Annotated in this window: 16 protein-coding genes; 5 read left to right on the forward strand and 11 right to left on the reverse strand. The window is 70.1% G+C overall.

What is annotated here, in order from left to right; all coding sequences use genetic code 11:
• Positions 1 to 17 precede the first annotated feature (17 nt).
• Positions 18 to 1,319, forward strand: a complete 1,302-nt coding sequence (gene paaK, locus AB4112_RS32020) for a phenylacetate--CoA ligase PaaK (protein ID WP_441725794.1) — start codon at positions 18 to 20, stop codon at positions 1,317 to 1,319.
• Positions 1,320 to 1,342: 23 nt separating this feature from the next.
• Here the strand turns inward: paaK and AB4112_RS32025 are convergent, their stop codons facing one another.
• The 10 genes from AB4112_RS32025 to AB4112_RS32070 all read right to left on the reverse strand — a co-directional run bounded on the left by AB4112_RS32025 (position 1,343) and on the right by AB4112_RS32070 (position 8,567).
• A complete protein-coding gene (locus AB4112_RS32025) occupies positions 1,343 to 1,576 on the reverse strand; it encodes a type II toxin-antitoxin system RelE/ParE family toxin (protein ID WP_441725797.1) in 234 nt (77 codons plus the stop codon).
• A gap of 26 nt (positions 1,577 to 1,602) precedes the next feature.
• Positions 1,603 to 1,782 (reverse strand): hypothetical protein, encoded by a 180-nt coding sequence (locus tag AB4112_RS32030; protein ID WP_441725800.1) that lies wholly within the window; start codon positions 1,780 to 1,782, stop codon positions 1,603 to 1,605.
• Between the two features lie 83 nt (positions 1,783 to 1,865).
• Positions 1,866 to 2,951, reverse strand: a complete 1,086-nt coding sequence (paaE, locus tag AB4112_RS32035; protein ID WP_441725803.1) for a 1,2-phenylacetyl-CoA epoxidase subunit PaaE — start codon at positions 2,949 to 2,951, stop codon at positions 1,866 to 1,868.
• A gap of 16 nt (positions 2,952 to 2,967) precedes the next feature.
• Positions 2,968 to 3,441: a 1,2-phenylacetyl-CoA epoxidase subunit PaaD gene (paaD, locus tag AB4112_RS32040; protein WP_441725806.1), complete on the reverse strand. Its 474-nt coding sequence runs from the start codon at positions 3,439 to 3,441 to the stop codon at positions 2,968 to 2,970.
• 221 nt (positions 3,442 to 3,662) lie between these two features.
• On the reverse strand, positions 3,663 to 4,433 hold the full coding sequence (paaC, locus tag AB4112_RS32045; RefSeq protein ID WP_441725809.1) for a 1,2-phenylacetyl-CoA epoxidase subunit PaaC: 771 nt from the start codon (positions 4,431 to 4,433) through the stop codon (positions 3,663 to 3,665).
• On the reverse strand, positions 4,433 to 4,720 hold the full coding sequence (gene paaB / locus AB4112_RS32050) for a 1,2-phenylacetyl-CoA epoxidase subunit PaaB (RefSeq protein ID WP_309801991.1): 288 nt from the start codon (positions 4,718 to 4,720) through the stop codon (positions 4,433 to 4,435). Before paaB ends, paaC begins: the two co-directional genes overlap by 1 nt.
• A 16-nt stretch (positions 4,721 to 4,736) precedes the next feature.
• Positions 4,737 to 5,738, reverse strand: coding sequence for a 1,2-phenylacetyl-CoA epoxidase subunit PaaA (gene paaA, locus AB4112_RS32055; protein WP_441725813.1), 1,002 nt, complete (start codon positions 5,736 to 5,738; stop codon positions 4,737 to 4,739).
• Positions 5,739 to 5,912: 174 nt separating this feature from the next.
• Positions 5,913 to 6,794, reverse strand: a complete 882-nt coding sequence (gene paaX, locus AB4112_RS32060; RefSeq protein WP_441725816.1) for a phenylacetic acid degradation operon negative regulatory protein PaaX — start codon at positions 6,792 to 6,794, stop codon at positions 5,913 to 5,915.
• A 23-nt stretch (positions 6,795 to 6,817) separates the two neighbouring features.
• Positions 6,818 to 7,474, reverse strand: coding sequence for a TetR/AcrR family transcriptional regulator (locus AB4112_RS32065; RefSeq protein ID WP_441725819.1), 657 nt, complete (start codon positions 7,472 to 7,474; stop codon positions 6,818 to 6,820).
• Between the two features lie 58 nt (positions 7,475 to 7,532).
• Entirely contained in the window at positions 7,533 to 8,567 is a 1,035-nt protein-coding gene (locus tag AB4112_RS32070) for a GlxA family transcriptional regulator (protein ID WP_441725821.1), read from the reverse strand.
• 147 nt (positions 8,568 to 8,714) lie between these two features.
• Between AB4112_RS32070 and AB4112_RS32075 the strand changes: the two genes are divergently transcribed.
• The 3 genes from AB4112_RS32075 to AB4112_RS32085 are packed head-to-tail and all read left to right on the forward strand — an operon-like array spanning position 8,715 to position 12,314.
• Positions 8,715 to 9,854 (forward strand): aromatic ring-hydroxylating oxygenase subunit alpha, encoded by a 1,140-nt coding sequence (locus tag AB4112_RS32075; RefSeq protein WP_441725824.1) that lies wholly within the window; start codon positions 8,715 to 8,717, stop codon positions 9,852 to 9,854.
• Between the two features lie 14 nt (positions 9,855 to 9,868).
• Positions 9,869 to 11,533, forward strand: a complete 1,665-nt coding sequence (locus AB4112_RS32080; RefSeq protein ID WP_441725827.1) for a choline dehydrogenase — start codon at positions 9,869 to 9,871, stop codon at positions 11,531 to 11,533.
• Positions 11,534 to 11,546: 13 nt separating this feature from the next.
• Complete coding sequence (locus AB4112_RS32085) at positions 11,547 to 12,314, forward strand: class II aldolase/adducin family protein (RefSeq protein WP_441725829.1); 768 nt, start codon at positions 11,547 to 11,549, stop codon at positions 12,312 to 12,314.
• A gap of 124 nt (positions 12,315 to 12,438) precedes the next feature.
• On the opposite strand, the gene AB4112_RS32090 is transcribed toward AB4112_RS32085, so the two are convergent.
• Positions 12,439 to 12,912, reverse strand: a complete 474-nt coding sequence (locus AB4112_RS32090; RefSeq protein WP_309801979.1) for an Lrp/AsnC family transcriptional regulator — start codon at positions 12,910 to 12,912, stop codon at positions 12,439 to 12,441.
• A gap of 148 nt (positions 12,913 to 13,060) precedes the next feature.
• Between AB4112_RS32090 and AB4112_RS32095 the strand changes: the two genes are divergently transcribed.
• Complete coding sequence (locus AB4112_RS32095) at positions 13,061 to 15,172, forward strand: transketolase C-terminal domain-containing protein (protein WP_441725832.1); 2,112 nt, start codon at positions 13,061 to 13,063, stop codon at positions 15,170 to 15,172.
• The last annotated feature ends 1 nt before the right edge of the window (position 15,173 follow it).

A 15,173-nucleotide genomic window follows, 5' to 3' on the forward strand; every position in this document is an offset into this window, starting at 1 on the left:
AGCACAGGGAGGGGACGATGGCGACGATCCCAGGGCTCGACGACGCCGAACGGGCGTCGCGCGACGAGATCATGGCGCTGCAGTGCCAGCGCCTGGCCTGGTCGCTGCGTCACGCCTACGACAACGTCCCGCATTACCGCCGGTCCTTCGACGCGGCCGGGGTGCATCCGTCCGATTTCCGCGACCTGTCCGACCTCGCCAGGTTCCCGTTCACGGTGAAGCAAGACCTGCGCGACAACTACCCCTTCGGCCTGTTCGCCGTGCCGCGCGAGCGGCTGGCCCGGATCCACGGCTCCTCCGGCACCACCGGCAAGCCGATCGTGGTCGGCTACACCCAGGCCGATCTCGACATGTGGGCGACGGTGATGGCGCGGTCGATCCGCGCCGCCGGCGGCCGGCCGGGCATGATGGTGCATGTCGCCTATGGCTACGGCCTGTTCACCGGCGGCCTGGGCGCCCATTACGGGGCGGAGCGGCTGGGCTGCACCGTGGTGCCGATGTCGGGCGGCATGACCGAGCGCCAGGTCCAGCTGATCACCGATTTCCGGCCCGACATCATCATGGTGACGCCGAGCTACCTGCTGGCGATCCTTGACGGCTTCCGCGCCCAGGGGCTGGACCCGCGCGATAGCTCGCTGCGCTTCGGCATCTTCGGGGCGGAGCCCTGGACCAACGCCATGCGCCAGGAGATCGAGCAGGAATTCGCCCTGGATGCCACCGACATCTACGGCCTGTCGGAGGTGATCGGCCCCGGCGTCGCCCAGGAATGCGTCGAGACCAAGGACGGGCTGCATGTCTGGGAAGACCATTTCCTGCCGGAGGTGATCGACCCGGTCACCGGCAAGGGGCTGCCGGACGGCGAGATCGGCGAGCTGGTCTTCACCTCGCTGACCAAGGAGGCGTTCCCGATCATCCGCTACCGCACCCGCGACCTGACCCGCCTGCTGCCCGGCACCGCGCGGCCCGGCATGCGGCGGATGGAGAAGGTGACCGGCCGGTCCGACGACATGATCATCCTGCGCGGCGTCAACGTCTTCCCGACCCAGATCGAGGAGGCGCTCTTGGCCTGCGACTGGTGCGGCGGCCATTTCCTGATCGAGCTCAGTCGCCCGGGGCGACTGGATGAGATGACGGTGCTGGCCGAGGCGCGGCCGGAGGCCTGGGACGGGTCGGGCCTGGCTGTCCATGCCGAGCGGCTGACGGCGCGGATCAAGGACACGATCGGGGTGTCGGCGCGGGTGGTGATCCAGGCGCCGGGATCGATCGAGCGTTCGGCCGGCAAGGCCAAGCGGGTGATCGACAAGCGGCCGAAGGGGTAGCGGGACCGGTTTCCTCGCTGGCGTCAGCGATCCTGCGCTCCGTGCCAGATGCGGAGGATCTCCACGGCGGCCGGTGTGATCCGATAGACGATCACATAGGGCCACATGGCTGTGAGTTCGCGGGTCCCCGGGACAATGCCGAGCCGACCGCGCTCAGGAAGATATTCGAGACGATCGCAGGTCGCGATGATCTGGATTGCGATCCTGGTTGCGGCAAACGGGTTGTGCTCACCGATATGGGCCCGGATGCTCGCCAAGTCAGCCAAGGCATCCGCAGTGAGGATTACGGACATTCAGGCGGCGGCAGCTCGTCCTTGGTGCCCCAGGACAGCAGCCAACGCCGCACATCCTCATACGGGACGACCTTGCCGGCGTCGGCAGACGCGATGCCTTCGAGGATCGCGGCACGCTTTGCGGCGATCTCGGGATCCTCAGGCGGATCGATCTGAACGGGCTTCGTCATACCCCTCAATATAGGCTCGATCCGGCCCGATGGCCATCCTGGGGCGTCTTTGGCCGGCTTGTCCGGGTATCGCCGGCCTGACCTCACACGTGGTCGTAGTCCACCACCACCCGGTCGGTCCTGGGGTGCGCCTGGCAGGTCAGGATGAAGCCGGCCTTGAGCTCCCAGGGCTCCAGCGAATAGTTGACGTCCATCTCGGCCTCGCCCTCGACCAGCCGGGCGCGGCAGGTCGAGCACATGCCGCCCTTGCAGGCGTAGGGCAGGTCCATGCCGGCGCGCAGCGCTGCGTCCAGGATGCTCTCGCCCTCGGCCACCGGCACCTCGCGGCGCTTGCCGTCGACGGTCAGAGCGGCCATCCGGCTGGGCATGTCGGGGGCCGGCGCGCCGGACGATGAGAGGGGGGGCTTCGGCCGCGGTCGGCCACCCAAGGCCGAGACGAAGCGCTCGACATGCACCTTTTCGGGCGCCACGCCGATCCCGGCCAGGGCGGCCTCGATCTCGTGGCTCATCCCCTCGGGGCCGCAGAGATAGATGTGGTCGACGGCTTCGGCCGGCACCACCAGCCGCAGCAGCCGGCGGACCTTGTCGCCATCCAGCCGGCCGTTGAGGATGGGCAGGTCCTGCTCCTCCTGCGACAGCACGTGGAACACCGAGAGCCGGCCGATGAAGCGGTCCTTCAGCTCCTCCAGCGCCTCGCGGAACACGATCTCCTCGGTCGACCGGTTGCCGTAGAACAGGAAGAAGCGGCTGTCGGGTTCGCGGCTCAGCACGCCGCGCAGGATCGACAGCACCGGGGTGATGCCCGACCCGGCGGCGAAGCCGACATGGATTCGCCCCTTATCGGGAGTATGCGGCACGCCGAAGCGGCCGGTCGGGGTCATCACCTCGATCGCGTCGCCGGGCTTCAGCGTGCGGTTGACCCAGCCGGAGAACACGCCCACCTGCTTCACCGCGATCCGCAGCTCGGCATCGTCGGGGCCGGAGCAGATCGAATAGGACCGGCGCAGATTCTCGCCGTCGATGGTGGCGCGCAGGGTCAGGTACTGGCCGGGATTGAAGCGGTAATCGGCGTCGAGCCCGTCCGGCACGTCGAAGGCGATCGAGACCGCATCGGCCGTCTCGCGCCTGAGGTCGCGGATGGTCAGGCGGTGGAAGCGCGGCGTGGACATCGGCGGCTCCCGGCCGTTAGTGGCACTTGAAGTAGTCGAACGGCTCGCGGCAGTCGGTGCAGCGCCACAGCGCCTTGCAGGAGGTCGAGCCGAACTCCGACAGGCGCTCAGTGTGGACCGACCCGCAGCGCGGGCAGGGCAGGGTGTCCTCCCCGAACAGGGCGCGGCGTCCACCACCCTCCTGTGGTGGGACCACGCCGTATTCGGCCAGCTTGCGGCGGCCCTCCGCGGTCATCCAGGCGGTGGTCCAGGCCGGCGACAGCACGGTCCGCACCCGGGCGCCGGCGATGCCCGCCTGCTCCAGCGCCAGCTCGATCTCCAGCCCGATCATGCTCATCGCCGGGCAGCCGGAATAGGTCGGGGTGATCGCCACCTCGACCCGGCCGTCATGCACCGCCACGTCGCGCAGGATGCCGAGATCGGCGATGGTCAGCACCGGGATCTCCGGGTCGACCACGGTGGACGCGGCGTTCCAGGCGCGCTGGCGCAACTCCTCCGCGGCTTCTTTCTGAGTCCCCCCTCCCCCTGCGGGAGGGGGGTAGGGGGAGGGGGTTGTTTCCGCCTGAGCCGACCAAGGGGCGAGCCGAGCTGATCCGGACGCCGCGGAGGACAGGGACTCTTCGCACGCGGACGCGTGCAGACCCCTCCCCCTAGCCCCCTCCCGCAAGGGGAGGGGGGACTCGGAAGGAATGGGAGAGGCTCCGGACCTCGTCACCACTTCGCCCCCGGAAAGCTGCGCTGCAGGTACTGCAGCTCGCTCAGGAGGTGGCCGAGATGTTCGCCGTGCCGGCCGTCCCGGCCGCCGCGCTGCATCCAGCCGGGGGCCGGCGCCGTCAGCGTCGCCTCGGCCAGGATCTCGGTCACGGTCCGCGACCAGGTCTCGCGCAGGCCCGCCGGGTCGATGGCGGCGCCGCGGCCGACCAGGTCGCCGTCATCCGGCTCGAAGGCCTCGCCGGTGTAGGGCCACAGCTCGTCGACCGCGGCCTGGGCCCGGGCATGGCTCTCCGCGGTGCCGTCGCCCAGGCGGATCACCCATTCGGCGCTGTGGCGCAGGTGATAGGCGCTCTCCTTCTCCGACTTCGCGGCGATCGCGGCCAGGGTCGGGTCGGACGAGGCCATCATCGCCCGCCAATAGGGGTCGGCGAAGGCGGAGTAGAACAGCTGGCGCACGATGGTGCGGGCGAAGTCGCCGTTCGGCTGCTCGACCAGCAGCAGGTTGCGGTACTGGCCGACGTCGCGCAGATAGGCGTAGCGGTCCTCGTCATTGCCGGCGGCCTCGACCTCGGCGGCATAGGCGTAGAGGGCGCGGGCCTGGCCGATCAGGTCGAGCCCGATATTGGCCAGCGCCATGTCCTCTTCCATCATCGGCGCGTGGCCGCACCATTCCGACAGGCGGTGGCCCAGGATCAGGGCGTCGTCCGCCCGCGCCAGGGCGGTGCGGACCAGCGGCGTCTCGGCGACGGTGATCGAAGTCGTGACCATCACATATGCCCGACTTCGTCGGGCACGTCGTAGAAGGTCGGGTGGCGATAGATCTTGCTGGCCGCCGGCTCGAACATCATGCCCTTGTCGGCGGGGTCGGAGGCGGTGATGGCGTTGGACGGCACCACCCAGATCGACAGGCCCTCGCCGCGGCGGGTGTAGAGGTCGCGGGCCGCCTGCAGCGCCATGGTGGTGTCGGCCGCGTGCAGCGACCCGACATGCTTGTGCGCCAGCCCGTTGCGGCTGCGGATGAAGACTTCCCAGAGGGGAATAGTCTGGCTGGTCATGCTGGATCCTCCGGGGTCAGGCGGCGGCGCGGGCGCGGCGCTTCGCGGCGAAGGCCAGGGCGGCCTCGCGCACCCAGGCGCCGTCGTCATGGGCCTTGCGGCGGGCGGCCAGCCGGTCGCGGTTGCAGGGGCCGTTGCCGGCCAGCACCTGTTTGAACTCGCTCCAGTCGATCGCGCCGTAGTCCCAATGCCCGGTCTCGGCGTTCAGCCTGAGGTCCGGGTCGGGCAGGGTCAGGTCGATGAACTGGGCCTGGGGCACGGTGGCGTCGACGAATTTCTGGCGCAGCTCGTCATTGGAGAAGCGCTTGATCTTCCATTTGGTCGAGGTGTCGCTGTGCTGGCTGTCGCCGTCCGGGGGGCCGAACATCATCAGGCAGGGCCACCACCAGCGATTCAGCGCGTCCTGCGCCATCGCCTTCTGCTCCGGCGTGCCGCGGGCCAGGGTGACCATGATCTCGTAGCCCTGGCGCTGGTGGAAGCTCTCCTCCTTGCACACCCGGATCATGGCGCGGGCATAGGGGCCGTAGGAGCAGCGGCACAGCGGGATCTGGTTCATGATCGCGGCGCCGTCGACCAGCCAGCCGATGGCGCCGATATCGGCCCAGGTCAGGGTCGGATAGTTGAAGATCGAGGAGTACTTGGCGCGGCCGGACAGCATCTGGTCGACCAGCTCCTCCCGCGCCGTGCCCAGCGTCTCCGCCGCGGCGTACAGGTACAGGCCGTGGCCGCATTCATCCTGCACCTTGGCCAGCAGCGCCGCCTTGCGCCGCAGCGACGGGGCGCGGGTGATCCAGTTGCCCTCGGGCAGCATGCCGACGATCTCGGAATGGGCGTGCTGGGAGATCTGCCGCGTCAGCGTCTTGCGATAGGCCTCGGGCATCCAGTCATTGGGCTCGATCCGCTCCTCGGCATCGACCCGCTCCTGGAACCGGGCGGCGAGGGCGGCGTCCTCGACGGGCCCCTTGGCGTTTGGGCGGGCGGCGGTATTGGCGGTGGCGTTGAGGGCTTGCGTGTACATGGCGTCCAGCATCCTCCCTGATCTTCGCTGGATTATATGTCACAAGAAAATAGATAGTCAATATTTTCCGTAACATATCGTAGGTTGGGTTCGCGTAGCGAACCCAACACTGGCGCTGGCCGTGGGATGTTGGGTTCGCGAACGCGAACCCAACCTACGCCTGGAGATCGCCCACTACCGGAACCGGGCCCGCAGCTCGGGGCCGGGCGGGGGCAGGGGGCCGGATTCGGTCTGGCCGTGGGCGTCGAGCCAGCGTTCCGAGGCGGGCAGCAGCCGGTGGTACAGGTCGGCGCACAGGGCGCGGGCGGCGGCGCCGGGCCAGTCCGGCGGCAGCAGGTCGGCCGGCAGGATCGGGTCGCGCAGGATGATGCGGCGCCAGCCATGGATCAGCAGGATGCGGGCGATGAAGCTGTCCAGCTCGGACAGGGCCTCGCCGGCCGCCAGCGCCTCGCGCAGCGGGCCGAAGGCCGAGAGGAAGCGGCGATAGGCGGCGGCGGTCTCGTCCAGCGGCCAGCTCAGCGCCGCCAGCCGGCGGCCGGTGTCGGGGTCGGCCGCGGCGTCCAGGCGCAGCGCATCGGCCGCCGCCGGCGGGATCGGGGTGCCGGCCGGGGCCACCCAGACGCCCGGGGCCGCGGCGCCGAATCCGGCGTCCTGCAGCGCCGTCCGTGCCGCCTCCCGTTCGGGTCCCCCCTGCTCCATCCCTGGGCCCAGCAGCACCAGCTCGAAGCCGCGGCCCGGGGCCGGCGGATGGGCGTTGTAGATGTGCTGGGTCGCCGACCGGAAGGTCTCCCGCCCCTTGTCGGCCAGGCGGTAGAAGCTGTTGCGGCCGACCCGGCTGCGCTCCAGCCAGCCATCGGCGGCCAGCCGCGACATCGCGGTGCGCACCACGCCGTCGCCGATGTCGATCGCGTGCAGGAAGGTGGACAGGGTGCCCAGCCACAGCGACCCGCCGCGCGGCACGACGGCGTCGCCATAGAGGGTGATGATGATCGACCAGGTCCGCGACGGCTCGGCCCTCAGGGTCTCCAGGATCCGGTCCAGGGCGGTTCGGGGCATGGCGAGGGCCGGGATGATCGAGATCAGGCGGTGCCCGTCCGCTTGCGGGAAGCGGGCTTGTCCCCCTCCGGCGACGGCACCGCCGCCAGGGCGTTCGCGGCGCCGGACAGCACCAGCTCGGTCGCCATCCGGGCATAGTCGGCGCGGCTCAGCCCCTTGCCCTCGCGGAACCACAGGTAATGCCAGTTCAGCATGCCGAACAGTGACATGGTCAGCGGCATCAGCCGGGTGCGGTCGGCCGCCACCTGCGGCACCGCCTGGGCCAGCGCGTCGGAGAAGATCCGCACCAGGGTGCGCTCCATCTCCTTCAGCTGCTCCTGCTGGTCGGCGGGCAGCAGCTTCAGGCTGGTGATCTGCACCTGATGCTCGGCATCGGCGTTGCGGTAGGATTCGAGCAGCGCGGCGGCGATGGCGTGCAGCCGGTCGCGGGCGCCGTTGGGCTCCGCCGCCGCCTTCTCCACCGCCGCGACCAGCAGCGACAGATGGTTCGACAGGATGTCGAACAGCACCGCTTCCTTGTCGCGGTAGTAGTGGTACAGCAGGGCCTTGGACATGCCGCAGGCCTTGGCGATCAGGCTCAGCGAGGCGCCGGTGAAGCCGTGCCGGGCGAACAGCTCCGCCACCTGGTGCAGGATCGCCTGCCGCTTCTCGTCGTAGTCCTGGGCGCGGGTTCGGGCCATGACCTCGGATCCGTTCACGATTCGTCGTCGCCCAGCCTCGGATCATCGGCCGCGCAGATCAAGAATTCTCTGATCGACCGGTCAATGAATGGCGGTCATGCGGCTTTGCCGGCTTCTGGCGCAGCACCGGGGCGGTGGTGGCCTGCCGGCGGTCGGCGCTGGGCCGGCAGCCGAACTGGGCGCGGTAGCGGCGCGAGAAGTATTCCGGCGAGGGGAAGCCGCAGGAGAAGGCGATCTCGGTGACGCTGAGGTCGGTCTGCTGCAGCAGCTGGTGCGCCTTGGCCATGCGCAGCAGCCCGTACTGGCTCAGCACCGACCGGCCGAGCTCCTGCCGGAAGCGGCGCTCGAGCTGGCGCAGCGACAGGCCGATGCGGCCGGCGATCGCGGCGCAGGGCAGCGGCTCGTCGAGGGTGCCGCGCATGATGTCCAGCGCCCGCGCCACCCCCGGATCGGGCGCCCGGCGGGCCGGCTCGTCTCCCAGCGTCTTCTGTTCGGTCTCCGGCGGGCGGACCCGGCCCAGCAGCAGGTGCTCGGCGACCTCGCCGGCCAGCCCGGCATCGGCCTGCCGGCCGATCCAGGCCACCATCATGTCGAGGATCGCCGCGGCCCCGGCGCAGGTGATGCGGTCGCCGGAGACGGCATAGAGCTGCGGCACCGCATGCACCGCGGGATAGCGCTCCTGGAACCCGGTCAGGTTGTCCCAGTGGATCGCCGCGCTGTGGCCGTCCAGCAGGCCGGCCTCGGCCAGCGCCTGGCTGCCGTTCTCGATGCCGCCGATCTCGACCCCGAAGCGGGCCAGGCGGCGCAGCCGCTGCAGCACCGGCCGGTGCCGGGCGGCGGTCGAGGATTCGAAACTGGCCAGCACGAACACCGTGCCGCAGCCCTCGGCCGCGTCGAGGTCGCCGTCGACTGGGGTGACCGCGCCGTTGCTGGCCCGGACCGGCCGTCCATCGGCCGAGACCACGGTCCAGGCGAACAGCCGCTCCTGCGCCAGCCAGTTGGCGACGAACAGCGGCTCGATCGCCGCGGCGAGGCCGAGGCTGGAGAATTCCGGCAGGACCAGGAAGGCCAGGGTGCGCATGCCGACCAGCATGCCACCCCATGATGGGGTGGGATGGACAGAAATCGACATCGGCATGGCGAAAAAGGACAGGTCGGGCCGCGGCAGACGCCCCCATTCTCCGGTCAACGCCAAGCCAGCGGGCCCCAAGCGACCGGGCACCCGGACAAGGAGATGACGATGGGTGCAGACACCGTGTGGAGCGCGGCCGACCAAGCTGCCGGCTATTCCCTCCCCGCCCCGTTCTTCTACGACGAATCGATCTACCGGGAGGAACGGGAGAAGATCTTCCTGAAGTCCTGGCACCTCGTCGGCCACATCAACGATTTCCGCGAGGCGGGCGACGTGGTGATGGAGACGATCCTCGACCAGAGCGTGATCGTGATGCGGGCGGCGGACGCCCAGATCCGCGGCTTCCACAATGTCTGCCAGCACCGCGGCAACCGCCTGGTCGAAACCCGGCGCAGCAAGGCCCGGGCGATCACCTGCGGCTACCACGCCTGGACCTACGGCCTCGACGGCGCCCTGCGCGGGGCGCCGCGCACCGAATGCCTGACCAATTTCGACAAGGCCGACCACGGCTTGAAGCCGGTGCGGGTTGAGGTCTTCGCCTCCTTCGTCTTCGTCAACCTCGACGCCGACGCCCGGCCGGTGGCCGAGATGGCGCCGGGCGCCGAGGCCCAGGCCCGGCGCTTCCTGCCCGATCTCGACCGGCTGGTGCTGATCGAGGAGGTCGACGTGCCGGTGGCGGCCAACTGGAAGGTGATCCAGGAGAACTCGATCGAGGGCTACCACTTCACCTATTCCGGCCCGGTGCACCGCGAACTGACCCAGCTGATCGACTTCGACGGCTACGAGCTGACGCCGCGCGGCGACTGGTGGACCTATATCGGCCCGCCGCGAAAGGGCGTCACCGAGGCCTATGGCGTGAAGCTGGAGGGCGCGACCTGGCAGACCGACTGGTTCTTCAACCTCGGGCTGTGGCCGAACGCGACGATCTACGCCTTCCCCTATTCCGACGTGGTCGGCACCTTCATCATGATCCCGACCGGGCCCGAGACCTCGCTGCTGCGCTTCGGTTATTACGGCCCGGAAGGCCGCGCGCTGCCGGAGGTGACCAAGGCCTGCATCCGCTGGATGAACCAGGACCTCGGGCCGGAGGACATCCAGCTCAACATCTCGAACCAGAAGGGGCTGCGGTCGATGGGCTTCAGCCATGGCCGCTACATCATCGGCGAGACGCCGGACAATCGCAGCGAGCACCTGGTGCGCCACTTCCACCGGCTGTGCCACCAGGCGATCCGCCCCGAAGCCGGCTGAAGGGCGACCCGACGATGGCCACGACCAATCATCGATACGACTACGTCATCGTCGGCGCGGGCTCGGCCGGCTGCGTCCTGGCGGCGCGGCTGACCGAGGACCCGGCGGTCCGGGTGCTGCTGCTCGAGGCCGGGCCGGCCGACCGCAGCTGGCAGATCCACATGCCGGCGGCGGTCGGCAGCCTGCTGTCCTCCGACCGGTTCAACTGGAACTACGTCTCGGACCCGGAGCCGTATCTCGACGGCCGCCGCCTGACCCATCCGCGCGGGCGGGTGCTGGGCGGGTCGTCCTCGATCAACGGCATGGTCTATATCCGCGGCCATGCCCGCGACTACGATGCCTGGGCCCAGATGGGGCTGCAGGGCTGGGCCTATGCCGACGTGCTGCCCTATTTCAAGCGGGCGGAGCGGCACGGCCTGGGCGGCGATGCCTATCATGGCGGCGACGGGCCCTTGTCCGTCTTCGCGCCCGACCCCGCCGCGTCGCCTCTGGCCGAAGCCTTCCTCCGGGCGGGCGCCGAGGCCGGCTACGGCCTGACCGACGACGTCAATGGCGAGCGCCAGGAAGGCTTTGGCCGGATCGACCGCACCACCGGCGGCGGCCGGCGCTGGAGTGCTGCGCGCGCCTATCTCAAGCCGGCGCGGAAACGCCCGAACCTCACCGTGCTGACCGGCGCCCTGGTCCGCCGCATCGTGCTCGAGGGCGGCCGGGCGGTCGGCGTCGAATACGCCAGGCAGGGGCGGGTCGCCACCGCCCGGGCCGCGGCCGAGGTGATCCTGTCCGGCGGGGCGATCAACTCGCCGCAGATCCTGCAGCTCTCCGGCATCGGTGCCGCCGACGAGCTGGCGGCGCTGGGCATCCAGCCGCTGGTCGACCTGCCCGGCGTCGGCGCCAACCTGAACGACCACCCCGACATCGTCATCCAGCACCGCTGCCCGCAGCCGGTGTCGCTGTTCGGGGTCAACCGCGGCCTCGCCAAGCTGACCACCGGGCTGCGCTGGTTCGCCGGCAAGTCCGGCCCGGCGGCGTCGAACCATTTCGAGGCCGGCGGCTTCATCCGCAGCCGGCCGGGGATCGAGCACCCCGATCTGCAACTGACCTTCATGCCGATCGCCATCAAGCCCGGCACGGTCGAGGATGTCGGCGGCCATTCCTTCCAGGTGCATATCGACCTGATGCGGCCCAAGAGCCTGGGGCACGTCAGGATCCGCTCGGCCGACCCGGCCCAGCCGCCGGCGATCCGCTTCGACTATCTGAAGGAGGCGCAGGACCGCGACGACCTGCGCGCCTCGGTCCGGCTGACCCGCGAGATCCTGGCCCAGCCGGCGTTGGCGCCGTTCCGCGGCGAAGAGATCTATCCCGGCCCCGCCGTGCGCACGGATGACGAGATCGACGCCTATCTGCGCCAGGGCATCGAGACCTGCTACCACCCGGTCGGCACCTGCCGCATGGGGCGAAACGGGTCCAGCGTGGTCGACGGGCAGTGCCGGGTGCATGGCGTGGCGGGGTTGCGCGTGGTCGACGCCTCGGTGATGCCGGCGATCGTCAGCGGCAACACCAACGCGCCCACCATCATGATCGCGGAGAAGGTCAGCGACCTGATCCGCGGCCGGCCGCCGCTGCCGCGGCAGGATCATCCGGTATGGATCCATCCCGCCTGGGAACTGGCGCAGCGTTGAAGGAGCCCTAACGATGACGGCATTGCTGCACCCCGCCGCCGCGTCCGCTCGGGAGGCGGACACCGAGGCCCGGGTTGACCTGGCCGCCGCCTTCCGCTGGTTCGCGCGGCTCGGCATGCATGAATCGATCGCCAACCACATGAGCGTGGCGGTCTCCGAAGACGGGTCGCGCTTCCTGATCAACCCGTGCCGGCTGCACTTCTCGCGGGTCACCGCCGGCAGCCTGCTGCTGCTCGACGCCCATGACCCGACCACGCTGGACAAGCCGGACGCGCCGGACCCCACCGCCTGGTACCTGCACGCCCGGCTGCATGCGCGGCTGCCGCAGGCCCGCTGCGTCATGCATCTGCATTCGAAATACGCCACCGCCCTGGCCAGCCTGGCCGACAGCACCATGCATCCGATCGACATGAACACGGCGCGCTTCTTCGGCCGGGTGGCGATCGATGACGGCTTCGCCGGCATGGCCCTGTCGGACGAGGAGGGCGACCGCCAGGCCGCGCTGATGACCGAGGGCAAGACGGTGCTGCTGATGGCCAATCACGGCGTGCTGGTGATCGGCGCCACCGTTGCCGACGCCTTCGACGAGCTGTACTATTTCGAGCGCGCGGCCGAGACCCTGATCACCTGCTACGGCACCGGCCAGCCCCTGCGCGTGCTGCCCGACGACGTCGCCCGGCTGACCGAACAGCAATGGCGCGGCTACATCAGCTTCGCCGCCGACCACCTCGACAACGTCAAGGCCATCCTGGACGAGGAGGAGCCGGGGTACCGAGGGTGAGGAGAGCCGCCTCCGCCACGCCCCTCGTCATTGCGAGGAGGCGAAGCCGACGAAGCAATCCATGGCGCCGCCTGGCATGGATTGCTTCGCTGCGCTCGCAATGACGGAGGAGGGGGCCTGACGCCTAAACCGGTATCGCCACGCTGTTCTTGATCTCTCTCAGGGCGAAGTTCGAGCTGATGTGCTGCACCGCGGGGCTGGTGAACATCACCTCCTTCAGGAACTTCTCGTACTCCAGCGGGCTCTTGGTCACGATCCGCAGGATGTAGTCGGCCGAGCCGGTCATCGAATAGAACTCCAGCACCTCCGGCCGCTCGGCGATGGTCTTCTCGAAGGCCGCGATCTGCTCGCCATCGTGCTTGGCCAGGGTGACATGGGCGAAGGCGGTCTCGCCGAAGCCCAGCTTGGCCGGGTCGACCCGGGCGACGTAGTCCTTGATCACGCCGCGCTCCTCCAGCGCCTTCAGCCGCCGCCAGGTCGGCGAGGTCGACAGGCCGATGGCGTCGGCCAACTCCTGCACGCTCTGCCGGGCGTTGCGCTGCAGCGCCGCCAGGATGGCGCGCTCGAACCGGTCCAGATCCTCGCCATCTCCAGGCATGACATTCCCCGATAGCGGCATTGTTGGGTGGATCATACCTCAATATCCGCGATCCCGGGTCCAGTCCGGCAAAACTTTTCCGCGAGCCGGGCGCATTCTTTCCACAGGAGATGCGCCTTGCGCGTCGGGTCAGAAGCAGGACGACACCGTGACCGCTCTCGCCTTCCAGCAGCCCCGCCGTCCCAGCCCCCATCACGTTGCGCTCGCCAACGCGCCCGATCCCGGCGTCGACTGGCGCCGCGTCGCCCATCTGCTGCACGTCTCGCGCGCCCTCGATGCGCTGGAGGAGACGGTGCTGGTGCCGCAGAAGAAGGTGCTCTACCAGTTTTCCGCCCGCGGCCACGATTTGGCGCAGATCCTGCTGGGCACGCGGCTGACCGACCCCAGGGATGCGATCTGCGGCTATTACCGGTCGCGGCCGATCCTGCTGACCCTCGGCGTCGACCTGGCCGACGCGCTGGGCTCGTCGATGGCCCGGGCCGACGGCTATTCCGACGGCCGCGACATCGGCGTGGTGTTCAACCACCCCAATCTCTCCGGGCCCTCGGCGCTGCCGATGTGCGGCGGCGTCGGCACCCAGTACACCCCGACCACCGGCTGGGCCCAGGCGATCGAATATGGCCGCACCGTGCTGCACGACCCGGCCTGCGACCGTGCCATCGGCGTCGCCCTGGGCGGCGATGCCTCGGTCGCCACCAACGGGTTCTGGTCGGCGCTGACCATCGCCACCACCCAGCGCCTGCCGGTGCTGTTCTACATCGAGGACAATGGCTACGGCATCTCGGTGCCGTCGCATTTCCAGACCCCGGGCGGCGACATCGCCGCCAACCTCGCCAGCTTCCGCGGCCTGCACATCCTGGCCGGTGACGGCACCGATCCGGCCGAGGCGGCGCGGCTGGTCGACGCCGCCGTGGCCCATGTCCGCGACAGCCGTGGGCCGTGCCTGCTGCGGCTCAAGGTGCCGCGGCTGGAGGGCCACAGCTTCCAGGACACCCAGACCTACAAATCGGCCGAGGTGGTGGCGGCGGAATGGGCCCGCGACCCGCTGCCCAAGCTCAGGGAATTCCTGGTCCCGGCCGTGCTGGACGCGGCCGACTGGGACGCGCTGGCGGCCGAGGCCGAGGCGGCGGTGCAGGCGGCGCGGGCGGCGGCCGAGGCGCGGCCGGTGGCCGACCCCGCCACCGTCACCCGCCACGTCTTCTCCGACGATCAGCCGCAGGTGATGGGCGGGCTGCGCGGCCGGGGCATCGTCCCGGCCGCCGGGCGCGCGGCGCCGCAGCCGGAAGGGCCGCGGATCAACATGGTCACCGCCATCCGCCGCACCCTCGACCATGAGCTGTCGGCCAATCCGCGCATGGTCATCCTGGGCGAGGACATCGGCCCCAAGGGCGGCGTCCATGCCGTGACCCTGGGGTTGCAGGCCAAGCACGGCGCTGACCGGGTGATGGACACCAGCCTGTCGGAGGAGGGCATCGTCGGCCGCTCCGTCGGCCTCGCCCTGGCCGGGCTGCTGCCGGTGCCGGAGATCCAGTTCCGCAAATACGCCGACCCGGCGGTGGAGCAGATCAACGATTGCGGCACGCTGCGCTGGCGCACCAACAACCGCTTCGCGGCGCCGATGGTGCTGCGCATGCCGGTCGGCTTCTTCAAATGCGGCGACCCCTGGCACAGCCAGACCAACGAGGTGCAGTTCGTGCATGCGCCGGGCTGGAAGGTGGCGGTGCCGTCCAACGCCGAGGACGCGGTCGGGCTGCTGCGCGCGGCGCTGCGCGGCGACGACCCGGTGATGTTCCTGGAGCACCGCGCCATGCTCGACGCCGCCTGGGCCCGCCGGCCCTATCCCGGCGACGATTATGTGCTGCCCTTCGGCCGGGCCCGGACCACGATGGCGGGCAGCGACCTGACCATCGTCACCTGGGGCGCCATGGTCGAGCGGGCGGAGGAGGCGGCGCGCAGCAGCGGCAAATCGGTCGAGGTGATCGACCTGCGCACGCTGATGCCGTGGGACAGCGCGGCCGTGCTGGCCTCGATCGCCCGCACCCGGCGCTGCCTGATCGTGCACGAGGACCTGCGCACCGGCGGCTTCGGCGCCGAGATCGCGGCCGTGGTGGCGGAGGAGGCGTTCATGGACCTCGACGCCCCGGTGGCGCGGCTGACCATGCCGGACATCCCCAGCCCCCACAATCCGGCCCTGCTCGACGCCGCGGTGCCCTCGGTCGAGCGCATCCGCGACCGGATCCTCGCGCTGACCGGGTTCTGAC

The organism is Inquilinus sp. 2KB_23 (assembly GCF_052115705.1).
Lineage (GTDB): Bacteria > Pseudomonadota > Alphaproteobacteria > DSM-16000 > Inquilinaceae > Inquilinus > Inquilinus ginsengisoli_A.